This is a genomic window from Nocardioides sp. (assembly GCF_035481145.1).
Lineage (GTDB): Bacteria > Actinomycetota > Actinomycetes > Propionibacteriales > Nocardioidaceae > Nocardioides.
On record NZ_DATIHB010000070.1, the window covers coordinates 19,911 to 42,230 of the forward strand.

General features: G+C 72.0%; 25 protein-coding genes. 11 read left to right on the forward strand and 14 right to left on the reverse strand.

The window, feature by feature from the left end; all coding sequences use genetic code 11:
• Nucleotides 1–11: 11 nt before the first annotated feature.
• On the reverse strand, nt 12–800 hold the full coding sequence (locus VLF38_RS06380) for a nitrilase-related carbon-nitrogen hydrolase (RefSeq protein WP_325270442.1): 789 nt from the start codon (nt 798–800) through the stop codon (nt 12–14).
• A gap of 25 nt (nt 801–825) precedes the next feature.
• Between VLF38_RS06380 and mobA the strand changes: the two genes are divergently transcribed.
• From mobA to VLF38_RS06400, 4 genes are all read left to right on the forward strand, one after another.
• Nucleotides 826–1,383: a molybdenum cofactor guanylyltransferase gene (gene mobA, locus VLF38_RS06385; RefSeq protein ID WP_325270443.1), complete on the forward strand. Its 558-nt coding sequence runs from the start codon at nt 826–828 to the stop codon at nt 1,381–1,383.
• 115 nt (nt 1,384–1,498) lie between these two features.
• Nucleotides 1,499–1,834, forward strand: a complete 336-nt coding sequence (locus VLF38_RS06390; RefSeq protein WP_325270444.1) for a DUF6457 domain-containing protein — start codon at nt 1,499–1,501, stop codon at nt 1,832–1,834.
• Between the two features lie 140 nt (nt 1,835–1,974).
• Complete coding sequence (locus VLF38_RS06395; protein WP_325270445.1) at nt 1,975–2,943, forward strand: NAD(P)H-quinone oxidoreductase; 969 nt, start codon at nt 1,975–1,977, stop codon at nt 2,941–2,943.
• Nucleotides 2,944–3,025: 82 nt separating this feature from the next.
• Nucleotides 3,026–3,562: a bacterial proteasome activator family protein gene (locus tag VLF38_RS06400; protein ID WP_325270446.1), complete on the forward strand. Its 537-nt coding sequence runs from the start codon at nt 3,026–3,028 to the stop codon at nt 3,560–3,562.
• A 10-nt stretch (nt 3,563–3,572) separates the two neighbouring features.
• On the opposite strand, the gene VLF38_RS06405 is transcribed toward VLF38_RS06400, so the two are convergent.
• On the reverse strand, nt 3,573–4,145 hold the full coding sequence (locus VLF38_RS06405; RefSeq protein WP_325270447.1) for a hypothetical protein: 573 nt from the start codon (nt 4,143–4,145) through the stop codon (nt 3,573–3,575).
• Nucleotides 4,146–4,188: 43 nt separating this feature from the next.
• Entirely contained in the window at nt 4,189–4,983 is a 795-nt protein-coding gene (locus VLF38_RS06410) for an HAD family hydrolase (protein WP_325270448.1), read from the reverse strand.
• 166 nt (nt 4,984–5,149) lie between these two features.
• Here VLF38_RS06410 and VLF38_RS06415 point away from each other — a divergent pair, with 166 nt between their 5' ends.
• Nucleotides 5,150–6,832 carry a sulfatase-like hydrolase/transferase gene (locus tag VLF38_RS06415; RefSeq protein WP_325270449.1) on the forward strand — a complete coding sequence of 561 codons (1,683 nt, stop codon included), beginning with the start codon at nt 5,150–5,152 and terminating at the stop codon, nt 6,830–6,832.
• A 22-nt stretch (nt 6,833–6,854) separates the two neighbouring features.
• On the opposite strand, the gene VLF38_RS06420 is transcribed toward VLF38_RS06415, so the two are convergent.
• Together VLF38_RS06420 and serS are read right to left on the reverse strand one after the other, a co-directional pair.
• Nucleotides 6,855–7,697 carry an HAD family hydrolase gene (locus tag VLF38_RS06420; protein ID WP_325270450.1) on the reverse strand — a complete coding sequence of 281 codons (843 nt, stop codon included), beginning with the start codon at nt 7,695–7,697 and terminating at the stop codon, nt 6,855–6,857.
• A 31-nt stretch (nt 7,698–7,728) separates the two neighbouring features.
• Nucleotides 7,729–8,997, reverse strand: coding sequence for a serine--tRNA ligase (gene serS, locus VLF38_RS06425; protein ID WP_325270451.1), 1,269 nt, complete (start codon nt 8,995–8,997; stop codon nt 7,729–7,731).
• Between the two features lie 67 nt (nt 8,998–9,064).
• Between serS and VLF38_RS06430 the strand changes: the two genes are divergently transcribed.
• Nucleotides 9,065–10,645 (forward strand): diacylglycerol kinase family protein, encoded by a 1,581-nt coding sequence (locus VLF38_RS06430; protein WP_325270452.1) that lies wholly within the window; start codon nt 9,065–9,067, stop codon nt 10,643–10,645.
• A gap of 74 nt (nt 10,646–10,719) precedes the next feature.
• Here the strand turns inward: VLF38_RS06430 and VLF38_RS06435 are convergent, their stop codons facing one another.
• A complete protein-coding gene (locus VLF38_RS06435; protein WP_325270453.1) occupies nt 10,720–11,121 on the reverse strand; it encodes a DUF4446 family protein in 402 nt (133 codons plus the stop codon).
• Nucleotides 11,122–11,275: 154 nt separating this feature from the next.
• On the opposite strand from VLF38_RS06435, the gene VLF38_RS06440 reads away from it, so the two are divergent.
• Entirely contained in the window at nt 11,276–11,884 is a 609-nt protein-coding gene (locus tag VLF38_RS06440; RefSeq protein WP_325270454.1) for a TMEM165/GDT1 family protein, read from the forward strand.
• A 137-nt stretch (nt 11,885–12,021) separates the two neighbouring features.
• On the opposite strand, the gene VLF38_RS06445 is transcribed toward VLF38_RS06440, so the two are convergent.
• The 3 genes from VLF38_RS06445 to VLF38_RS06455 all read right to left on the reverse strand — a co-directional run bounded on the left by VLF38_RS06445 (nt 12,022) and on the right by VLF38_RS06455 (nt 14,470).
• Nucleotides 12,022–12,798, reverse strand: coding sequence for a glycerophosphodiester phosphodiesterase (locus VLF38_RS06445; RefSeq protein ID WP_325270455.1), 777 nt, complete (start codon nt 12,796–12,798; stop codon nt 12,022–12,024).
• Nucleotides 12,799–12,864: 66 nt separating this feature from the next.
• A complete protein-coding gene (locus tag VLF38_RS06450) occupies nt 12,865–14,079 on the reverse strand; it encodes an ATP-binding protein (protein WP_107701066.1) in 1,215 nt (404 codons plus the stop codon).
• Between the two features lie 118 nt (nt 14,080–14,197).
• Complete coding sequence (locus VLF38_RS06455; protein ID WP_325270456.1) at nt 14,198–14,470, reverse strand: hypothetical protein; 273 nt, start codon at nt 14,468–14,470, stop codon at nt 14,198–14,200.
• 59 nt (nt 14,471–14,529) lie between these two features.
• Between VLF38_RS06455 and VLF38_RS06460 the strand changes: the two genes are divergently transcribed.
• Nucleotides 14,530–15,159, forward strand: a complete 630-nt coding sequence (locus VLF38_RS06460; protein WP_325270457.1) for a hypothetical protein — start codon at nt 14,530–14,532, stop codon at nt 15,157–15,159.
• A gap of 95 nt (nt 15,160–15,254) precedes the next feature.
• Nucleotides 15,255–16,748 (forward strand): PepSY domain-containing protein, encoded by a 1,494-nt coding sequence (locus VLF38_RS06465; protein ID WP_325270458.1) that lies wholly within the window; start codon nt 15,255–15,257, stop codon nt 16,746–16,748.
• A 151-nt stretch (nt 16,749–16,899) separates the two neighbouring features.
• On the opposite strand, the gene VLF38_RS06470 is transcribed toward VLF38_RS06465, so the two are convergent.
• The gene (locus VLF38_RS06470) at nt 16,900–17,766 is read right to left on the reverse strand and encodes an Fpg/Nei family DNA glycosylase (protein WP_325270459.1); all 867 of its coding nucleotides are present in this window, start codon (nt 17,764–17,766) and stop codon (nt 16,900–16,902) included.
• An 18-nt stretch (nt 17,767–17,784) separates the two neighbouring features.
• Here VLF38_RS06470 and VLF38_RS06475 point away from each other — a divergent pair, with 18 nt between their 5' ends.
• Nucleotides 17,785–18,117: a rhodanese-like domain-containing protein gene (locus VLF38_RS06475; protein WP_325270460.1), complete on the forward strand. Its 333-nt coding sequence runs from the start codon at nt 17,785–17,787 to the stop codon at nt 18,115–18,117.
• 9 nt (nt 18,118–18,126) lie between these two features.
• On the opposite strand, the gene aat is transcribed toward VLF38_RS06475, so the two are convergent.
• Nucleotides 18,127–18,816, reverse strand: coding sequence for a leucyl/phenylalanyl-tRNA--protein transferase (aat, locus tag VLF38_RS06480; RefSeq protein WP_325270461.1), 690 nt, complete (start codon nt 18,814–18,816; stop codon nt 18,127–18,129).
• Nucleotides 18,817–18,855: 39 nt separating this feature from the next.
• Between aat and VLF38_RS06485 the strand changes: the two genes are divergently transcribed.
• The gene (locus tag VLF38_RS06485) at nt 18,856–19,542 is read left to right on the forward strand and encodes an EcsC family protein (protein WP_325270462.1); all 687 of its coding nucleotides are present in this window, start codon (nt 18,856–18,858) and stop codon (nt 19,540–19,542) included.
• Between the two features lie 18 nt (nt 19,543–19,560).
• Here the strand turns inward: VLF38_RS06485 and VLF38_RS06490 are convergent, their stop codons facing one another.
• The 3 genes from VLF38_RS06490 to VLF38_RS06500 form a co-directional block, all read right to left on the reverse strand.
• A complete protein-coding gene (locus VLF38_RS06490; protein ID WP_325270463.1) occupies nt 19,561–20,769 on the reverse strand; it encodes a hypothetical protein in 1,209 nt (402 codons plus the stop codon).
• Nucleotides 20,766–21,713, reverse strand: a complete 948-nt coding sequence (locus tag VLF38_RS06495) for a hypothetical protein (RefSeq protein ID WP_325270464.1) — start codon at nt 21,711–21,713, stop codon at nt 20,766–20,768. Before VLF38_RS06495 ends, VLF38_RS06490 begins: the two co-directional genes overlap by 4 nt.
• Before the next feature lie 19 nt (nt 21,714–21,732).
• A partial coding sequence (locus VLF38_RS06500) for an acetyl-CoA carboxylase biotin carboxyl carrier protein subunit (RefSeq protein WP_325270465.1) occupies nt 21,733–22,320 on the reverse strand: 588 nt, incomplete at its 5' end.

Here is a 22,320-nt window from a genome sequence, read left to right on the forward strand (position 1 = left end):
TCGGGTCTCGGTCAGCGGACGCGGTTGGCGAGCGACGGGTTCGTGGCGCGGGCCTCGTCGAGGACAGCGCGGTCGAGGGTGGCGGTCAGTGTCGTCTCCTCGGGACCTGCCTCGGCCACGACCTCCCCGGTCGGTGCGACCACGAGCGAGCAGCCGGTGTAGCGCGGCGCAGGCTGGCCCACGGCCACGACGTAGCTGACGTCCTCGATGGCGCGGGCTCGGGCGAGGGTGCGCCAGTGGTCGAGCTTCCGCTCGTGCTCGGCCTCGGTGCGCCCCGGCAGCCACGCGGCGGGGACCACGATCACCTCGGCGCCGGCGTCGACCAGCGCGCGACCGAGCTCGGGGAAGCGCAGGTCGTAGCAGGTCATCACGCCGACCTTCCAGCCCTGCACGTCGACGACGAGCGGCTCCCACTCCCCCGCACGGAGCCGGTCGGACTCCTTGTAGCCGAAGGAGTCGTAGAGGTGGACCTTCCGGTAGGCGGCCTCCGCACCACCGCGGACCAGCAGCGTGTTGAACGGCCGCTCCGGGTCATCGGAGGTCTCGAACATCCCCGCCACGACGGTCGACTCCGTGCGCGCCGCGAGGTCGCGGACGGCGAGGTCGAAGGACCCGCTTTGCGCCTCGGCGTACGGCGCGAGGGGCTCGGTGACCGGGCCGAAGTCGCGCGCGAAGGCCTCGGGGAGGACGAGCAGGTCCGCAGCGGGTGCAGCCTCGAGGGCGGCTCGATTGGCCGCAGCATCGAGCGACGCGGGCCACTGGAGCGCCGCGACCGTGAGTGTCTCCGCCGTCGAAGCCATGGCTCCAGCCTGCCAGACTGCCCCCATGGAGCGACCTGAGCTGCGCCTCGGAGCGATCGTCCTCGCCGGCGGCACGGCGGTGCGCATGGGCGGCGTCGACAAGGCCTCGATCGAATGGCGCGGCCGCACGCTGCTGGAGTACGCCCTCGACGCCGTCACGGACGCGGCCGAGGTCGTCGTCGTGGGTGACTGGGTCCCCACCGAGCGGCCGGTCACCTTCACCCGCGAGGACCCCGTGCAGGGTGGCCCCGCGGCCGGCGTGCTCGCCGGGCTCGATGCCTTCGCCGGCACCCCCCGGCACGTCGTGGTGCTCGCCGTCGACATGCCGCGGGTGACGATGACGACCATCGACCGGCTCCGCGACGCAGCCGAGGGCCGCGACGGTGCGGTGCTCGTGGACGGCCACGGGCGACGCGCCCTGGCGTACGTGCTCGCGCGGGCGGCGCTGGACAGCGCCCGCCCGGATGCCGAGGCGGCGTACGGGATGTCGTTGCGTGCGCTCCTCGGCGACCTCGACCTGGCCGCTGTGCCGGCCCAGCGCGACGAGGCCCACGACATCGACACCTGGGACGACCTCGCCTGACTCCGCCGAAGTGGGGCTTGTGGTCCGCCGAAGTGTGGGGTGTGGTCACGCGAAGTGGGGCTCGTGGTCGCTGGAGGTCTTGTCAGGTCCGTGCGTCGGGAGCAAGGTGGGAGACGTGAACCTCCACGACTGGATCGATGAGCTCTGCGACGTCCTCGACGTCGAGGTGGAGGTCGACGAGGCACTCCTCCTCGACCTCGCGCGGGTCTCGGCCCACCAGGTGCAACACACGTCGGCCCCGATCACCACGTTCCTCCTCGGGTACGCCGCCGGCGCGACCGACGCGGACCCCGCCGAGATGGAGGCGCTCGCTGCCAAGGCGACCGCACTCGCGGAGCAGTGGGAGCGGCCCGCCGGCGCGCCCGACCCGGATGTCGACGGGATCGACGTCGAGGTCCCCGACGACGCCGGCGTCGACCACTCGGCGGACGTCGCCGACGTGATCAGCTGAGCCGTCGACCGAGGTGGGCGGAGCCGGGGCGAAGCCCCGAGCGTCGAGCCGGAGCGAGGGACGAGCGCAGGCGAGCTGCAGGGAGGGACTCTGCCCCGGCGCAGCCCGCCTCGGTCCTGTCGGCCGCTAGCCTCGGCACCATGCGTGCCATCGTCGCCACCCAGCCCGGCGGACCCGAGGTCCTGTCTGTCCAGGAGGTGCCGACACCGGCACCCGGTCCGGGAGAGGTGCTGGTCGAGGTCGCCGCGACGGCGGTCAACCGGGCTGACGTGCTGCAGCGGATGGGCTTCTACCCGCCGCCGCCGGGCGCGTCCGACATCATCGGCCTCGAGTGCAGCGGCACCGTTGCCGCGCTCGGCGAGGGCATCGAGGGCTGGCAGGTCGGCGACGAGGTCTGCGCCCTCCTGGCGGGTGGCGGCTACGCGTCGCACGTCGTCGTACCGGCGGGCCAGCTGATGCCGGTGCCCGCGGGCGTCTCCCTGGTCGACGCAGCGGCGCTGCCCGAGGTGGCCTGCACCGTCTGGTCCAACGTCTTCATGCTCGCCGGCCTCGAGGCGGGCGAGCGGTTCCTGGTGCACGGCGGCGCCGGCGGCATCGGCACCCACGCGATCCAGGTCGCCTCCGCGCTCGGAGCCCAGGTCTTCACGACCGCCGGCTCCGAGGCCAAGCGCGCGACCTGCGCCGATCTCGGCGCCGACGTGACGATCGACTACAAGGCGGAGGACTTCGTCGCGATCCTCAAGGAGGCTGGCGGCGCTGACGTCATCCTCGACAACATGGGCGCGAAGTACCTCTCCTCGAACGTGAGCGCGCTCAACACCGACGGCCGTCTCGTCATCATCGGCATGCAGGGCGGCGTGAAGGCCGAGCTCAACATCGGTGCCCTGCTGGCCAAGCGCGGTTCTGTCCACGCGACCTCCCTGCGCAGCCGCCCGCTCGGGGAGAAGGCGCTGATCTGCGCCGACGTCGTCGACAACGTGTGGCCCCTCGTCGCCGACGGCCAGGTGACGCCGATCGTGCACGCCGTACTTCCGCTGGAGGAGGCCGCCGAGGCGCACCGCCTGATCGACTCCGGCGACCACGTCGGCAAGATCCTGCTCACGCTCTGACCGCGAACGAGCAGTACGAACGCCTGTCGCGCGCGAACCTGTTCGTACTGCTCGGTTCACGGCGCTGGCTAAGGTGAAGGGCATGAGCGAGCAGCAGCCCGAGCAGGTCTTCGTCCTCGACACCGACTCCGATGGTGACGAGCCCGACAGCGGCGATGCCCCCATCACCGACCTCGTCGAGCAGCCCGCGAAGGTCATGCGCATCGGCAGCATGATCCGGCAGCTCCTCGAGGAGGTGAAGTCGGCTCCGCTCGACGAGCCCAGCCGCACCCGCCTCGCCGGCATCCTCGAGACCTCGGTCAAGGAGCTCAAGGACGGCCTCGCCCCCGAGCTCGACGAGGAGCTCGACCGGCTGATCGAGCCGTTCGAGTCCGGCACGCCCACCGACGCCGAGCTCCGCATCGCACAGGCGCAGCTCGTCGGCTGGCTCGAGGGGCTCTTCCACGGGATCCAGACGGCGATCTACGCCCAGCAGATGGCCGCCCGCGCACAGCTCGAGCAGATGCGCCGGGCCCTCCCGCCCGGCATCCACCTCGAGCCGAACGCCGAGCAGTCGGCACCGCAGCAGCCGGGCCCGCCGGTGCCGGGTGACGGTCACTCCAACGGCATGTACCTCTGACGCGAGACGGTCAGCCGCGCGCGCGGCCCAGGGCGCGGGCGAGCAGCAGCACCAGGAAGCCACCACCGGCGAGCACAGCGCCCGGGAGCGCGATCTGCCAGAAGCCGTAGCGCTCCGCGGCGCCGACCTTCTCGAGCGTGACCTCGACCGGGTCGTTGCCACCCTTTGCCGGCCGCTCACCCGAGCCGAGGACGTCGGCCACGACGGTCGCGGCCTCGGCCGAGAGCTTCGTGCTGCCACCGTCGCGGCGCACGATCGGCGCTGCGGACGTCCCGTCGCTGAGGAAGAGCCACTGCGCGCCCTCGGCGACCGGCAGGGCACAGGCGGCGCCCTTGCTCGGGGCGCGGAGCTCGAGCGTGGTGGTCGCGGAGCCGGCGTACACCCGCTTGACGGTGACGGTGTAGCGCTGGTGGCGCGGGCGCTCCTCGATCTCCGTGACGGTGCCGGTCACGACCAGCTTCGCCGCCTTCAGCTCCGTGCGGAGCGGGCCGCTGTCGCACGCGGCCTGGGCAGGGGAGGCCGCCAGCACGGCCCCCAGCGCCAGCGTGGGCGCCACGAGGGCGAGCGGGACGAGGCGCCGCATGAGGGCCCTCCTTCGACGACGGTGGTGGCCGGACGGGGCCAAACTACCGTTCGAGGCCGAAGAGGGTGGCCAGCGTGACCGCGACACCGTCCTCGTCGTTGGGTGGCGCGACTCGCGAGGCCACGCGGCGTACGGAGGGATGGGCGTTCTCCATGGCGTAGGAGGTGCCCGCCCACAGCAGCATGTCGATGTCGTTGGGCATGTCACCGAAGGCGACGACATCAGCCTGGGCGACGCCCAGGGAGGCGGCCAGGCGCTCGAGGGTCGACGCCTTCGTCACGCCCTTCGCACTCATCTCCACGAGCGCACCCGATGACGACCAGGTCGTCGTCACCAGCGAGCCGACGTGCTCCTCGACGAGGTGCCAGAAGGCGTCGGGCGCCATCTCGTCGTGCCGCGCCAGCATCTTCACCACGGTCGAGTCGACGATCTCGCTCAGCGACCCGCGTGGGATGTCAGGAGGCGTCTCCGCGCGCGGCACGAAGTCGGAGGAGAGCGCGAACCCACCGGTCTTCTCCAGGGCGAACGTCGTGCCCGGGATCGCCCGGCGCAGCGCGCGGCCCACCTGCAGACAGACCTCAGGCTCGATGGTCAGGGCGGTGCGCACCTCGTGGCGCGCGACGTCGTAGACGATGCCGCCGTTGGAGCAGATCGCGAGCCCGTGGCCGCCGACGTGCTCCCACAGGGAGTCCATCCAGCGGATCGGCCGGCCGGTCACGAAGACCACCGGGACGTCACGCTCGTCGAGCTGCGCGAGGACCGCCCGCGTGTACGCCGTCACCGTGCCGTCGGTGTGGAGCAGCGTGCCGTCGAGGTCGGTCGCGACGAGGGACGGCATGGGGCGAGCCTAGACGCCCTGGGGTCCTCCCCAGAGTGTCGCCGGAGTTGCGCAGGCCACGGTCCGGAGACGGCGATTCGCCGGACAAGTCCGGTCCGAGGGGCTTAGCGTTTTCCTGGCGCGGCTACGGCTGGGCGAATTGTTACAGGTCTTGGGGGAGTCACCGATGGTGCGTGCACGTCTGCTCGTCGCACTGTCGACGGCGCTCCTCACCCTCGGCGCATGCAGCCAGGGCGCTCCCGACGCCGGGGGCGAGCCGCGTGCCACGCCGAGCGCCGAGGTCGCCGCCCACCCGCCGCTGAAGCAGCCGGTCAAGCCACGGATCGACCGGCCCAACATCCTCCTCGTCATGACCGACGACATGCGTGCGGACGACCTCCAGTGGATGCCGCGCACCCAGGAGTTCTTCGCCACGCGGGGCACCAACTTCCGCAACATGTTCGCCCCGACGCCGCTCTGCTGCCCCAACCGTGCGTCGTACCTCACCGGCGAGTACAGCCACAACCACGAGGTCTGGTGGCACGACGAGCCGTTCGGCTACGGCTCCTTCGACGACCGGCACACGCTCGCCGGTGCCCTCCAGCAGGCGGGCTACGCCACCGGCTACGTCGGCAAGTACCTCAACCGCTACGGCATCGCCGCCCCGAAGGCCGACCCCGGCGCCGACCCGGCGACGTACGTCCCGGCGGGCTGGGACGAGTGGCGGGGTACGCCGGACGCCACCGGCCTGCCCTCCTGGGACCCGCGTGAGGGCAGCACCTACGCGTACTTCGACACGACCGTCAACGTCAACGGCACCCTCGAGGGGCACGAGGGTGAGTACAACTCGCAGGTCCTCGTCGACGAGACGCTCGAGGTGATGGAGGAGTTCCAGGCGGGCAACCGGCCCTGGTACCTCCAGCTCAACTCCCTCGCGCCGCACCACGGCGGACCGACCGAGCTCGACGACCCGGCGGAGTTCGCGACCCCGGCCCGCCCGGAGTGGACCAAGGGGAAGTTCGACCTCGAGATCCCCCGCGGCCTCGGCGTACCGGAGAGCGGTGAGCCCGAGGACGACGTCAGCGACAAGGCCGGGCTGACCCGCTTCCGCGACCCGCTCGACGACGCCGACCGGGCCGGCATCCTGGCGGTCTCGCGCCAGCGCGCCGAGACGCTCCTCGCCTTCGACCACCAGCTGGTGCGCGTGCTGCGCAACCTCAAGCGCAGCGGCCAGCTCGACCACACCATCGTCGCGTTCACCTCCGACAACGGCTTCATGCAGGGCGAGCACCGCTGGCGTGACGGCAAGGTCATCGGGTTCGAGCCGTCCTACCGGGTCCCCCTGCTCGTCGCGGGCCCGGGCGTCCCCGAAGGCGTCGACGACGACATCCCGGTCAACACGGTCGACCTCTCGGCCTCCGTTCTCGACTGGGCCGGAGCCCGCCTCGACGGCACTGATGGCCACTCGTTCGTCGATGCCATCGGCAGCGACCGCGGCTGGGACCGCGCCGTCGGCTACGAGGCCTACTTCCCCAAGCTCCCCAACGACCGCACGGTCCCCGGTTTCGAGGGCGGCGACGCCTCCGCCGTCGGCATCCGGACCGCCGGCTGGTTCTACGTCCGCTACAGCAACGGCCAGGAGGAGCTCTTCGACCTCCGCGCCGACCCGGTCCAGCTCACCTCGGTCGCCCGGGACCCGGCGTACGCCGACGTGAAGGCGGAGCTGCGCAAGGCCTGGAACAGCTTCCACGCCTGTGCCGGCAGCGACTGCCACATCCCCCTCTCGAAGGCCCTGCGGGCCGGCGCCGCCGAGACCACCGAGCTCACCGAGCTGATGCAGACCGAGACCGCGCGCTACTACGGCCGCTGACCGCCCATGGCGTGAGCATCACTCAGCGATCAGGCAGGAACCAGCGAGCGAGCTCGACGGCCACTCCGTCCTCCTCGACCGGCGCGGTGACGTCGTCGGCCACCGCCTTCACCTCGTCGACCGCCTGGCCCATCGCGACGCCCCGGTGCGCCCAGCGGAGCATCTCGAGGTCGTTGCGGCCGTCGCCGATCGCCAGCGTCTCGTGCGCGTCGATGCCGAGCGCGTCGGCGACCCTGGCCAGCCCGCTCGCCTTCGAGACCCCGACGGGGGCGAGGTCCATCCACGCCGACCAGCCCACGACGTACTCCGTGTTGGCCAGGCCCAGACGGCGGCCGAGCTCGACGAACTCCTCGGGCGTCGCATCGGGGTCGCGGATGACGACGCGGGTGACCGGCTCGGCGACGAGCTCGTCGACGTCCGCCACGATCTGGGTGCCGCTCAGCTCGCCGGGCGGGAAGTGGTGCGAGACGCGGTAGCCCACGCCGTACTCCTCGACCGCGACAAGGGCGGTCGGGTGCTCGGCCAGGATCGCCCGCACCGCCTCGGAGGCGTCGAAGCGCTCCTCGTGGACCACGTCGACAGGGGGATAGCGGAAGACCACGCCGCCGTTGGAGGCGACGACCCAGACCTGTTCGCCGCGGTGGAGGCCGAGCAGGTCGACGACGCTGGTCATGCCGTCGATGGACCGGCCAGAGGCGAGGACCACGTGGCCCCCCGCATCGAGGACGCGGTGCACGGCGGCGCGGACGGCGGGAGCGATCTCCTCGTTGTCCTGGCCGGTGCCCTCGACCCACTGGATCACGGTGCCGTCGATGTCGAGCGCCACCAGGCGCGGCTGCCAGTCGTCGTACGCCGGGTCCGTCACGCCTCGACCCTACTCACGTCGAGGTGGGGCTTCAGGCGATCGGGGTGAGCACCTCGAGGCCGGCCATGTAGGGCTGGAGCGCCTTCGGCACGCGGACCGAGCCGTCGGCCTGCTGGTGGGTCTCCAGGACAGCGACGATCGCGCGGGTGACAGCGGTCAGCGTGCCGTTGAGGGTGGCGACCGGGCGGGTGCCCTTCTCGCCGCGCTCACGGATGTTGAGCCGGCGGCTCTGGAACTCGGTGCAGTTGGAGGTCGAGGTGAGCTCGCGGTACTTGCCCTGGGTCGGGATCCACGCCTCGCAGTCGAACTTGCGCACCGCGGAGGAGCCGAGGTCACCGGCCGCGATGTCGACGACCTGGTAGGCGAGCTCGAGCTTGTCGAGGAACTGCTTCTCCCACTCCAGCAGCCGCTGGTGCTCGGCCGGGGCGTCCTCGATCGAGGTGTAGACGAACATCTCCACCTTCTCGAACTGGTGGACCCGGATGATGCCCTTGGTGTCCTTGCCCGCCGAGCCGGCCTCCTTGCGGAAGCACGAGGAGAACGCCGCGTAGCGCTTCGGCAGCGTCGCCGGCTCGAGGATCTCGTCGGAGTGGTACGCCGCCATCGGGACCTCGGAGGTGCCGACCAGGTAGAGGTCGTCGACCTTGTAGACACCCTCGTCGACCTGGTCGAGGAAGCCGGTGCCGGCCATCGCCTCGGCCCGCACCAGCGCCGGCGCGACCACCTGGGTGAAGCCGGCCTCGCGCGCCTGGTCGAGGGCCATGTTGATCAGCGCGAACTCGAGCTGCGCACCCACCCCGGTGAGGAAGTAGAAGCGGCTGCCCGACACCTTCGCGCCACGATCGAGGTCGATCGCGCCGAGCAGCTTGCCGAGCTCGACGTGGTCGCGGGGCTCGAACCCCTCGGCGGCGAAGTCACGCGGCGTACCGACGTATTCGATGACGACGGAGTCGTCCTCGCCGCCGGGCGGTGTCGCTTCCTCGCAGATGTTGGGGATCGACTTCAGCGCCTTCTCCCAGGCCTCCTCGGCCTCGCGGTTGGCCTCCTCCGCGGCCTTGACCTCGGCGGCCAGCGCCTTGGTCTGGGCGAGCAGGGCGGGCTTCTCCTCCGCGGACGCGCGCGGAATCAGGCCACCGATGCGCTTCTGCTCGGCGCGCTTCTCCTCGAACGCCGCGATGGCTGCCCGGCGGCGGGTGTCGGCCACCAGTGCCGCGTCGACGACGTCGTCGGGGAGGCCGCGCTTGGCCTGCGAGGCGCGGACACGGTCGGGCTCGTCGCGGAGGATGCGCGGGTCGATCATGCGCACAGGCTATCGGCCCGCTCACACATCAGCCTTTTGCGGGCCCCGCGCCTGCATACTGAGCGCCGTGACCGATCGCTCCTCCCGCTGGCTCCTGACCTGGGCTGCCGTCCTGGCCGGCTTCTTCCTCCTCCTCGGCGTGTTCGTGAGCGCCGGCTGGCAGGCGCTGCTCGACCTCGACGCCGAGCTCAGCGACCCCATCGCCCGCCTCGTCGACGGCCACAGCCACGTGATCACGGGCCTGCACTGGTTCGAGGTGCTGACCGGCACCATCGGAGCCGAGGTGACCGCGATCGTCGGCGCTCTGCTGCTCTGGTGGAAGGGCCACCCCCGCGCCGGTGTCTACTTCGCCCTGGTCAACTCGCTGACCCTCGTCTCGGTGCACCTGCTCAAGGCGGCCTTCGACCGCGACCGCCCGGAGTGGCAGGTCGTCACCGACATCCTCCACAACGGCTCCTACCCGTCGGGCCACGCCGCGTGGGCGGCCTCCATCGCAGGGTCGCTCGGCGTCCTCGTCTCGATGCTGGTCCGCAAGGCGCCCGTACGCCGGGTCCTCTACGCCGCGCTTGCCCTCTCGGTCGTCCTCATCGCTGCCGACCGGATCCTGCTCGGGCGCCACTTCCTGACCGATGTGATCGGCGGTGCGGCGCTCGGTGGCATCTGGGTCCTGCTGGTCCTCGCCCTCTACTCGCCGGTCCCCCGCAGCCACGCGCGCCGGCTCGAGCCCCTGCTCGCCACGACACCCGGCAGCACCCGCGACCTGCACGTCGTCATGAACCCGATCAAGGTCGAGGACCTCGACGCGTTCCGCAGCGTCGTCGAGCAGATGGCCGCCGACGCGGGCTGGTCGGAGCCGGTCTGGCACTACACGACCGTCGAGGACTCCGGCACCGGCCAGGCCCACGACGCCTCGATCGCGGGCGCGGACCTCGTCCTCGTCTGCGGTGGCGACGGGACGGTGCGCGAGGTCTGCGCCGAGCTGGCCGGCACCGGCATCCCGGTCGGCATCGTCCCGGCCGGCACGGGCAACCTCCTCGGCCGCAACCTCTCGCTCCCCCTCTACTTCCGCTCTGCGATCGACGTCGCACTCAACGGCCAGGACAAGGCGATCGACATGGTGTCGCTGTCAGGCGACGGCGTGGAGGACACGTCGTTCCTGGTGATGGCCGGCATGGGCTTCGACGCCGCGATCATGGAGGGCGTCAACGAGGACATCAAGAAGAAGGTCGGCTGGATCGCCTACGTCCTCTCCGCGCTCAAGGCGTTGATGTTCCCGGCCATGAAGCTGGAGATCTCCGTCGACGACGGCGAGTTCACCACCCACCGCGCGCGCACGGTCGTCATCGGCAACGTCGGCTACCTCCAGGCCGGCATGCCGCTGATCCCGAACGCCGCGATCGACGACGGCCAGCTCGACGTCGTGCTGCTCTACCCGCGCAAGTTCCTGTCGTGGCTGCCGCTCGCGGTGCGGATCCTGACGAAGCAGAAGCGTGTCGACGCCTCCCTCACCCGTTTCACGGGCACGCGGGTCGTGGTGCGCTCGGCGGTCGACGTCCCCCGTCAGATCGACGGCGACATCATCCCGTCCGGCAAGGAGCTGGTCTGCGAGACCGTGCACGGGCGGCTGCTGGTGCGCGTCCCTCGCTGACCCCCCCCGACGCTGAACTCGCGCTAGTGGTCACCCGACCTTGCAGTTGTGGTCACGCGAGCCTGCGCTTGTGGTCAGGGCCGCGCGGCTGCGATCGCCTCGTCCTCCTCGGGCGAGAGCTGCTGGTCGCAGGACCAGTCGTTGATCGACTTGGCGTAGGTGCGCGCCTCACTCCGGCCGTGGATCGAGGTCAGGACGACGCCGTTGCCCTCATCGTCGGCCATCGCCAGCGACCACGAGAGGTGGCCGCCCATGTCGCCGAAGGCGTCGTAGCGCACCACGGCGAGGTGCTTCAGCGCGTAGGCACCCTCGGCACGGAGCGCGGCAACCTCCTGGCGGAGGCCCTGCACGTCCTCGGGCAGCGGTTCGTGGGCTGTGCCGGTGGCCGTCGACGGCGCTCCGCGACGCAGGGCCACGAGCGCGAGAACGCAGGCGGCGAGGGCGAGGAGCAGAGCGGCGATCGCGACGTACAGCACGGCGGCAGCGTAGCCGCGGCGCGACCGTCACCCGAGCAGGCTCGCGTGACCACAGGTGCGGGTTCGCGTGACCACACGCGCAGGCTCGGGCGGGCACAGCGCGGATCGGGTGGCCACGGCCGCGAGGTCGGCGCTCCGTACACTTGGGCCCACCATGGATCTCGCCCTCATCGCGCTCACGTTCGGCACCATCTTCGTGGTCGAGCTGCCTGACAAGACCTTCCTCGCGACGCTGGTGCTGAGCACCCGCTTCCGCCCGCTCTACGTGTGGATCGGCGTCGGCTGCGCGTTCGCACTGCAGGTGGCGATCGCGGTCGGGCTCGGCAAGGCGCTGTCGTTCCTCCCGACCGACGTCGTGCGAGGCGGCGCCGCGGTGCTCTTCCTGGTGGGTGCCTTCCTGCTGCTGCGCGAGGCGCGCAGCGCGGACGCCGACGAGGCCGACACCGAGGCGGAGTACGCCGCGAAGGCAGACGCGGCCGGGGACCGGCGTACGGCGTGGACGGCGCTGGCGACGAGCTTCCTGGTCCTCTTCGCCGCCGAGTGGGGCGACCTGTCGCAGCTGCTCGTGCTCTCGTTCTCGGCGAAGTACGACGACCCGCTGTCCGTCTTCATCGGCGCCCTGGGCGGGCTGCTCGCCGTCAGCGGCCTGGCCGTGCTGCTCGGGCGCTGGCTGCTCGCGCGGATCCGGCTCAGCACGCTGCACTACGTCGGAGCCGGCATGTGCCTGCTGCTCGCCGCGGTCACGGTCTACGAGCTGCTCTGACGCGGCAAACTGTCAAAGTTGTATAAAGAAACCGATGTTCGGGCAATGAAAAACCCGGTCGTTGTCGACGGGGGATACAACAACGACCGGGCAAGAGAAAGATAGGCCCCTCGCGGTGCCGTCCGCAACATCCGTTGTCATTTCCTGCCGAGAAGTCTCAGCATGGTGGCCGGTTTGTCGGAGATGACAGCTTCGACGCCGAGCTCCTGGCAGTACCGGAGGTTCTTCTCCGTGTTGACGGTCCACACGTGCATGCGCCGTTGCTCCCGCATCAGGTGCTCGCCCAGGCCGGGGTGGAGGTTGAGCTGCTTGATGCCCGGGCCGATGATCCAGTCGCGCGGCACGATCGGCCGCAGCATCGGCCAGTGGTGCGCCTTCTCGACCAGCTGCACGAGCCGGAGGTCCGGCGCCAGCCGCTGCATCCGAAGGAGCGCCGTGTGCGAGAAGCTCATCACCCGCACCGGCGACTCCTTGCCGGCCCAGCCGAACTCGCGCAACGTCTCCATGAGCCGCTTCTCGACCAGCCCGCCGTAGCGCGTGGGGTGCTTGGTCTCGATCGCCAGCTCCACCGGCCGCCCGTAGTCGGCGACCGTGGCCAGCAGGTTGCGCAGCGTCAGCACGCCGCCGAGCCGTGGGTCGAGGTCGGGCGCCTCGTCGTCGAGATCGGACCAAGGCCGCTTCCAGCTCGCGAAGTCGAGCTCCGCGAGGTCGCTGAGCTCCATCGTCGACACCGTGCCGCGCGCGCCCGCCGTACGCCGCAGGTCGCGGTCGTGCACGCAGACAAGGTGGCCGTCGGCGCTGAGCCGGACGTCGCACTCGAGCGCGTCCGCTCCGACCTCGAGCGCCTCGAGGTACGCGCCCAGGGTGTGCTCGGCCATGTCCGCGCTGGCTCCGCGGTGGGCGACGACCTCCATGCCGTGATCTTGCACCCCCGCGAGGTGCGTCTGCCCGGTTTTGAGATGACGGCGCGCCGCCCTCCGTCAGGCGTGGTCGAGCAGGTAGCGGCCGAAGTGGGGGACGGTGAAGGCGATCAGTCCGCGCTCGGCGGAGTAGATCAAGCCCTTCTTCAGCAACGCGTCACGGGCCGGCGAGAGCGACTGCGGCTTCTTGCCGAGCTGGATCGCGACGTCGGCCGTGGCGACCGAGCCGATGTCGTCGATGCGTCCCTGACCCGTCGCGGCCATGTCGACGGCGACGTCGGCCATCGCCCGGAGGTACTCCCGCTCCCCCGGCGTCGCGCGCTCGTAGCGGGACCCGAAGAAGCCGACCGCGAGCTCTGCCTCGGCAGCCGGTGCCGCGACCTTCACGTCGTCGACGGTGATCGGCGAGCGCGGCGCGAGGTCCCAGACCTCCTTGCCGTAGGCCTGGATGAAGTACGGGTAGCCGCCGGTCGCGGCGTACATCGCCTCCAGTGCCTCCCCCGTGTACGCCGCGTCCTCGTCGCCGGCGGGCCGCTCCAGCGCCGCGTCAGCCGCCTCGCGGGAGAGGCGGTCGATCCGCTGGTAGCGGAAGAGCCGCTCGGAGTAGGACTTGCTCGCGGAGAGCACGGCGGGCAGGTGCGGCAGGCCCGCGCCGACCACGATGACCGGCAGGCCCGACTGGCTGATCTCGTGGCAGGCGGCGCAGAGCGCGGAGATGTCGTCGGGGCCGAGGTCCTGCATCTCGTCGATGAAGACCGCGATGCCCTTGCCGACGTCGGCTGCGAGTCCGCCGATGTCGGTGAAGAGCTCGACGAGGTCGATCTCGATGTCACCCGAGTCGGCGCGGCCCTTGCGGGCGACGACGTCGATGCCGGGGTTCCACTTCTCGGCGAGCTTCGCAGCAGGGCCGGCCTCGCGCTGGGCGAACGCCTTGAGCACGCCCAGCACGTGGTCGACGTCGTCCTGCTGGGGGTGGCCGAGCTCGCGGATCGCCTGGTGGAGCGCGGAGCTCAGCGGGCGGCGGAGGCCCTGGTCGGGGCGGGCCTCGAGCTTGCCGGTGCCCCAGCGCTTCCGCACCGCGGCCGAGCGCAGCGCGTTGAGCAGCACGGTCTTGCCGACGCCGCGCAGGCCGGTGAGCACCATCGACCGCTCGGGGCGCCCGCGGGAGACCCTCTCCAGCACCACGTCGAACTGCGCCAGCTGCTCGTCGCGACCGGCGAGCTCGGGCGGGCGCTGGCCGGCGCCGGGGGCATAGGGGTTACGGATCGGGTCCACGATGTGACGGTATCGGCGAATCTAGGCGCGGCCTTAGACATCGCTAGCGTGTCGCATCGAGCGGCCACAGGTGCAGGTTCGACTGACTACGGGTGCAGGCTCGGCAGGGAGAGGGCGCTCAGCCGGCGTCGGAGAGGCCGGCGAGGCGGGCGGCCCGGCGGTCGCCGAGCGCGCTGGAGTACGACGCGTCGAGGCCGGCCCGCAGCACGTCGATGAGGTCGGGCACCTCCTCGATCGCCAGCCGGAACGTGCCCGCACACGTCGTGTCGCGCCACAGCGACAGGACGACGAGGCCCGCCTCGTGGTGCCACGTGACCCGGAGCGCGCGCGACGGCGAACGGGCGTCGAGGTAGATCTCGCCCGTCAGCGGAAGCGGGGTGACCGGAGGCACACGTCCATCATGCTCCCCCGATCCACGCGCGTCACGGGTTCAGCAGGCATGATGGCGCCGTGACGACTCGGGCGGCGCGTGACCTGGTGCTGGTGCGCGCCACCGTCGCCACCGGCCTCTCCCTGCTCCTGGCCATCGCGGCGCACGTCTCCGCGGGGGGTCTGCTGCCGGGCCGCGGGGTGCTCGTCGCGATGACCGCGCTCTGCTTCGCCGGCTGCGCACTCTGGCTCGGACAGCGTGCCTCGCGGCGCAGCCTCGCCCTGCTCCTCCTCGGAGCGCAGGCCACGCTCCACTTCGCGATGTCGGCGCTCGCCGGGCACGGCGGGCACGGGCTCGCGGCCGACACCGTCGGCGGCGCCCTTTCCGACGCCACCCACCACGTGCTCGTGGACGTCTCCTCGGCATCGGGGCTGATGATGACGGCCACCCACCTCATGGCGGCCGCCCTCGCCGGCCTCCTCCTTGGGCAGGGCGAGCGAGCCCTCTGGACGGTCCTGCAGCTGCTCGCCCGTGCGGCCCGGTTCGTCGCCCTCGCGCTGCCGTCGCTCCCTCGCCCGGTCGCCTTCTCCGACCCCACGCTCCGTCGCGCGCCGGTCGCCGGCGCGACGTCGCGGCGTACCTCTGTCTGGCTCGCCGACACGCACGTACGCCGGGGTCCCCCGGCCCTCCTCCCCGCCCCCGCTCGCTGACCCCGAGCTGAGGGCGGCACGGTCCACGCACCTCCGGCCCGGCGGACTCACCGCTCGGGTCACGCGGTGCACCCCACGTGTCCTGAGGAGGACCCATGTCCGACACCACCGTCGTCGAGCCGGAAGGGCTCGACGACCCACAACCCACGGCGCAAGCCGTCTCGCGCCCGCGGAAGAAGCCCTCGGGTGGCCTCTTCCGCGCCTTCTGGCGCTGGCACTTCTACGCCAGCTTCCTGGTCATCCCGGTGCTGCTTATGCTCGCGAGCACGGGTCTGGTCTACCTGCTGCGGTTCCAGATCGAGCCACTGCTCCACGCCGACCTGATGAAGGTGGACGTGCCGGCCGGTGCGCAGCGCCTGTCGTACGACGAGCAGGCCGCGTCGTTGCTGGAGGCCTATCCCGACGGTCGCATCGCGGCCGTGCTCGAGCCGTCCGGCGCCGACCGGTCGACGGACTTCTCGCTCTCGACGGCGCCGCCGGGCACGCCGAGCTGGGAGGACGACACCGTCCGCGAGGTCTACGTGAACCCCTACACCGGCGAGGTGCTCGGCGAGCTCGATCCGGCGACGACCGTGTCGGGCTACGCGAAGGAGCTGCACGGCAGCTTCATGGCCGGCACCACCGGTGAGTACGTCATCGAGCTCGGCGCCTGCTGGGCGATCGTCATGGCACTCACCGGCTTCTACATGTTCCGCCGCACGCGGCCGGCCCGCCGGCGCGCAGCGCTGGCCCGCAAGGGCGGCGCCCAGGTCGCGCCGCCCGCTCGGGCAGTCTCCCCGGGCGTCGCCCTGCGTCACCGCCACGCGAAGGTCGGCCCGTTCGTGGGCGTGGGCCTGCTGCTCCTGGTCGTCTCGGGCCTGCCGTGGACGGTCTGGTGGGGCACGAAGGTCCAGGAGCTCGCGACGTCGCAGGGCACCTCGCTCTGGTCGACCGACCCCGGCGCACAGTCAGGCGCCCCGAAGCTCGACGCCTCCGTGCCGCACAGCCACAACGTGCCGTGGGGCGAGGGGAAGACCGAGGTGCCCCGCTCGGAGGCAGGGTCCGGCGCGCAGCAGGTCGGCGTCGACGCGGCGGTCAGCACCGCCGAAGACGCGGGCCTGAAGCACCCCATGACCGTCATCCCGCCGGCCGACGAGCAGGGCGTCTACTCCGTGCTCGGCTACGCCTTCAACGAGCCCGGCCACGAGGCGACCGTCCACGTCGACCAGTTCACCGGCAAGGTCGTGTCGGAGTTCGGCTACGACCAGTACGGCGCCGTCGCCAAGGTGGTCGGCCAGGGCATCGCCCTGCACGAGGGGCGCCGGTTCGGCACCGCCAACATGATCGTCTCCGGCGCCTTCTGCGTCGCGGTGATCTTCATGTGTGTCACCGGGCCGATGATGTGGTGGCGCCGGCGTCCGAAGGGGCGCGTCTTCGCGGCGCCGCGTGGCCGGCTCACCTGGAAGACCGGACCGGGAGCCGTCGTCGGGCTCATCGCGCTCGGCGCCTTCCTGCCGCTCTTCGGAGCCTCGGTCGTCGCGGTCCTGGCGCTCGACCAGCTTGTGCTGCGGCGGGTGCCGGCGCTGCGGGAGTTCTTCAACGTCAGCTGACCTGCCTGGGCAAGGGGGTCGTCACCCGGCGATCGGGTGGCGGCCCCCGGACGACGTACAGCTCGGCCCGCGCCGCCTGGCCGGGCGGCTCCGCGGTCCGCCTGACAACACGAGCGTGTACGTCGTTCGGGGGCGACGCGGCGGGGGCGCGTCACTTCAGCAGCTTGCTCATCCGCCGATCGGCGAGCGGCTTGCCGCCGGTCTGGCAGGTGGCGCAGTACTGCAGGCTCGAGTCGGCGAAGCTCACCTCGCGCACGGTGTCGCCACAGACCGGACACGCCTGGCCGGTGCGGCCGTGGACCGCCATGTTGCTCTTCTTCTCGCCCTTGAGCTCGGAGGCGGCGAGGCCCCGCGAGCGATCGACCGCATCGCCGATCGTGTCCTTGATGGCGTGGAAGAGCGTGGTCAGCTCCTCCCCCTCGATCGAGGAGGCCGGCTTGTACGGCGACATCCGCGCCGCGTGCAGGATCTCGTCGGAGTAGGCGTTGCCGATGCCGGCGATGGTGCCCTGGTGGCGGAGCACGCCCTTGATCTGCTTGCGCCCCTCGCTCTGGAGGATTCCCTCGAGGACCTCGACCGTGAAGGCGTCGTCCAGCGGGTCCGGCCCGAGCGAGGCGATGCCGGGGACGTCCTGCGGTGACCGGACGACGTACAGGGCGAGGCTCTTCTTGGTGCCGGCCTCGGTGATGTCGAGGGCCGTGTCGTCGTCGAGCACGATGCGGGCCGCGAGCGGCGACTTGGAGCTGGGGCGCGCCGGGAGAGCGGGGACGGAGTCCTTCCAGCGGATCCAGCCGGCGCGGGCGAGGTGGACACACAGGTGCAGGCCGCCCGCCGAGATGTCGAGGAACTTGCCGTGCCGGGCCACGCCGTCCACGAAGGCGCCGTTGAGCGCGGCGAGCGGCGGGTCGAATGTCTTCAGTGCGCTGAACGCCGCGAGGTCGATGCGCACGATCGCGCGGCCCTCGAGGCGGCCCGCGAGGTCGAGGGCGAGGGCTTCGACTTCGGGCAGCTCGGGCATGCGTCGATACTAGGACGCATGGGCATCCCCACCGTCTCGATCGACCAGGTCCCCCACCCGCTGCCGGAGGGGCTCACCGTCCTCGACGTCCGCGAGCCGATGGAGTGGCAGTACGGCCACATCGAGGGCGCGCTGCACATCCCGCTCGGCACGCTCACCGCCCGTGTCGACGAGCTCCCCGCGGGCCAGACCCTCGTGGTCTGCAAGGTCGGCGGGCGCTCCGCTCAGGCGGTCATGTGGCTCCAGCAGCAGGGCCACGACGTGGTGAACCTCGACGGCGGCATGCTCGACTGGGAGGCTGCCGGCCGCCCGATGGTCAGCGAGACCGGCCAGGCCGCCCAGGTCGTCTGAGCCCGCGCGTTACTCGGCGACAAAGGCCCGAGGTGCCGGCAGCCCGAGCGCGACGCCCAGGCGCTGCAGGTAGGTCGCACGCGGGATCTCGACGACGCCCAGCGTCGCCAGGTGGTCGGTGCGCCACTGCACGTCGAGCAGCCGCCGGTCGGCGTGCTCGTCCCGCAGCAGGTCGACCAGCCCGACCAGCGCCACCTTCGACGCATCCCGCTGCCGGTGGAACATCGACTCCCCCGCGAAGAGGCCACCGACCGCGAGCCCGTAGAGCCCACCTGCCAGCTCGCCGTCGCGCCAGGCCTCGACCGAGTGCGCCCAGCCGAGCTCGTGCAGCTCCGTGTACGCCGCCACGAACTCCTTGGTGATCCAGCCGCCGTCGCGCGCGGGGTCGCCGCACGCGCGCATCACCTCGGTGAACGCCGTGTCCACCCGGATCTCGAAGCGGCGGCACGACTTCCTCAGGGACGCGCTGACCTTGAGCTCGTCCAGCGGGAGCACCCCGCGGCGTACGGGGGAGAACCAGCCGGGCGGCTCGTCCGCGTCCACGTCGTCACCCAGCGGCATCGGGAAGAGCCCGGCCCGGTACGCCGCGAGGAGGGTGCCGGGGGCGAGGTCCGCGCCGATCGCCACGAGGTCGTCATCGGCCGTCGACGGATCCGGAAAGTGCCACGGGGACGGCGGTGGCTCGACGGGCGGCTGCACACCCGTGATCGTAGGGACCCGTCGCCTACGATCACGGACATGGGACTCGGAAGCATCGTCGGCCGTCGCCTCGCCCCCCGTGTGCAGAAGCTCGTGCCCGACGTGACACACAACTTCGTGCGTGAGGCCATGGACAAGGCCATCACCGGCATCGGACCGCTGCGCCCCGCCGTGCGGGCCGCGGAGAAGCAGCTCGCCGACGAGAAGGGCGACGTCGCGAAGGCGGTCGCCGACATCGTCCGCGTGCACGTCGCCTACGCGGGTGCGCAGGGGTTCGTGACCAACATCGGGGGCCTGATGACCGCGATCGCGGCGGTGCCGGCCAACATCACCGGACTCACCCTGATCCAGGTGCGGATGATCGCGGAGATCGCCCACCTCCACGGCCACGACCTCAACGACGTGAAGGTACGCCGCGCGGTCGTCACCGCCCTCCTCGGCGAGGACGGCGTGAAGAAGGCAGTCAAGAAGAAGCAGCTGCCGGGCACGCCGCACAAGCTCGCCACGGGCCCCGAGCTCGCGCCCGAGCTGGAGAACATGCTCAGCCTGGAGATCGCCACCGAGCTGATCGCACGTGTTGCGGGCCGCCGGCTGGCGACCACCATCGGCAAGCGCGTCCCGGTGCTCGGCGGCGTGGTCGGCCTGACCGCAGACGGCTACGCCACCTGGCAGCTGGGCCGCTACGCGGCGCGCGAGTTTGCGAAGGGCGCCACGCCGAAGGCGTGACGGGGCTGGCCCGGCGCCTCAGCCCTGCCGCTTCTTGTACGCCGCGATCGCGCGGCGGCCCCACGGGCGCTGCGAGGCGTAGCCGTAGGCGCGCACCTTGGTGCGCTCCTTCAGCGGCAGCTCCGCCTTGTGGAGAGCCGCACGCGCCTCGGCGAGCTCGGCACGGAGCTGCTCCTCGACGTCGCGCAGGCGCGCAGCCTCGACGAGCAGGGCGGTGAGCGCCTCGACCGCGGCATTCGCGACCTGACGCTCGCGGGGGCGGTCGGGGTCGGCGTACTCCGCCTTCGCGGGGGCGGGCGTCAGGTCCGCGAGGTCACCGACGACGCGGTAGCCGCGCTCCTCCAGCGTGGCCACCCAGCCACGCGCCAGCGAGTCGGCCCACTCCCACACATCCGGAGGTACGCCGAGGCGCGGCGACTCGGTGCGGAGCGCGAGGGTGCGGTGCGCGAGGAGCTCGCGGACCAGGACGCGATAGTGCTGGGGCGGCACCACCTTGGTGGCGGCACGGTTGAGCCGGCGCAGGAGAGCGGTCTCGGGGACGCCCATCGACGGGTTGGCGCGCTCGGTGAAGAGATCGAACTTGTAGCCGGAGAGGTCGAACGCCTCCACGAACCGCTGCCAGAGCAGGTCGCGCGGAGCCCCCGGGGGCGGGACCGTGATCAGCGTGACGCGGTCGGCCGGGAGGTCGGCGGCCCATCGGCCGAGGATCGCGGGGACGTCCTGCGCGTCCCAGAACCACGGCGCCACCTTGCCGGGGCGTGCGGGGTCCTGGATCTGCTCGAGGAATCGGCGGTAGCGCAGCCCGCGGCGGTGCTTGACGTTCTCCTGCCACTCGGCCGGGATCTGGCGGGCCAGGTCGCGGACGGAGACGAGGATGCGGACCTCGCGCCCGGGGTGGCCCAGTGACGTCAGCGCGCGCTTGATGTCGGCGGGCTTGGCCGTCGCCAGGATCTCGTGGCTGATGATGACCGGGCCGTCCCAGTCGCGGACCTTCCGGGCCAGCGCGTCCCACGCGCCGACGGCTTCCCGCTCCAGGCCACCCCACGGCAGGCGCATCAGGTCGAGGGCAGCGAGGAACTGCCCGTCGAACCGCTCGGCGGGGTAGAGCAGGCCCTGCTTCGCGAGCACGTCGCGGTTGCCGAAGAGGACATCCTGGAGGTACGACGTGCCCGTCTTCGGCGTGCCGACGTGCAGGTAGATCGGCCCCTTGGACGCGGCATCGGTCACGGTGACTCCTCACAGAGGGCGAGCAGGGTGCGGACGGCGACGGCGAGCAGCGCCGGCTGCTGGTGGTCCGATCCGGGCCACATGACCCCCGGCCCGCCGCGTGGAGCGAGGTCGGTGGGGTCGCCGTGCAGAGCGTAGCCACCCTGCTCGATGTGCTCGATGATGTCGGCAGCGCGTCGTCCGAGCCACGGATCGAGCTTCGCACGCACGCGAGGGCCGCGCCCCCGCTCGCGGGCGAGCAGGGGCACCAGCACCTGCTCCAGCACGCGCGCATGGGTGGGCCGGTCGGTCAGGATGCCGAGTTGCTCGGCGGTGAGCCGGGTGAGCTCGACCGCGGCTGCGACGACGGGGGGCTGCACCACCTGCAGCGGGGCCCGGGTCAGTCCGCCGACCGGTCCGGGACGCGTGGCGACATGCACCCGGTCGGCGCCGACGATCCGTGCCCAGCGCGCGGCCACCCAGGCCGCGTCGGAGCGTGGCGGGATCCGGTCGTGCGCCGCGAGGGTCGCGGTCATGCCACCCCAGGTCCGGTTGATCCCGGCCTGGACCTGGTGGGCCCAGGCATCGGCGATCGCCTCGTCCAGCGGGCGGCCGAGGACCACCACGTCCGTGGGCCGCTTCGGGCGTGCCGCCGGGAGGCCGCTGGCCGCGCGCGTGGCGGCGACCGCGAGCGGCGCACCCACCACCAGCACACCACGGCGCGGGGCGCGGCTGGCGCCACGGCGGCGCGGGGAGACGCCCGGGTCGCGGGCGAGCAGCTCCTCCGCCAGCAGCCCCACCGCGAGCCGGACGCCCTCGCTCGCACCCGTGCCGCGACCGGGCACGCTGGCCCGGTCGACCTTCGCGAGAAGGGTGGCGACGGTCGCCGCGGACGGAGGGTCCGCGCGCCGGGAGGCGGCCTCGGCGACCAGCCGTCCGACGTACTGCTGGGGGGTGTCGGTCATCGGCGCCACCCCGCAGTCGTCATGCCGGCGATTCTGCCGCATCGACCTCGAAGAGGACCGCCCCGAGGGCCACCTGCGCACCGGGGGTGCACGCGACGTCGGTCACCGTGCCGTCGAAGGGAGCGGTCAGGCTGAGCTCCATCTTCATCGCCTCGAGGACACCGAGGACGTCGCCCTTGGCGACCTCCTGACCGGGTGCCACCCGGACCGCGAGGACCGTGCCGGGCATCGGCGCGAGCACCGCACCGTCGCCGGCATGCGCGGTGTGGTCACGGTCGGCGGTGTGACGCTCGAACGTGCTGCGCTGACCTGCGACGACCACCTCGACGCTGCGTCGATCGCGGCGTACGACGCCGTAGAGCCAGGCCCCATCGACCGCGGCGTGCACGACCTCGACGCCGGGAGCGAGTGGTTCGCGGAGCTCCTCGCCCCAGGTGACGATGCTGCCGTCGGCCGTCTCGACGTGAGCGGGACCGACGAGGCGGAGCGCGGGTGTGCCGGCCAGGACCGGACGGAGCGAGGCGGCAGCGCCACCGTCGCGCCAGCCGTCGTGCGCCAGCGGCGTCCCGGCAGCGTCGGGCGCGACGTCGAACGCCGACTCCGCGAG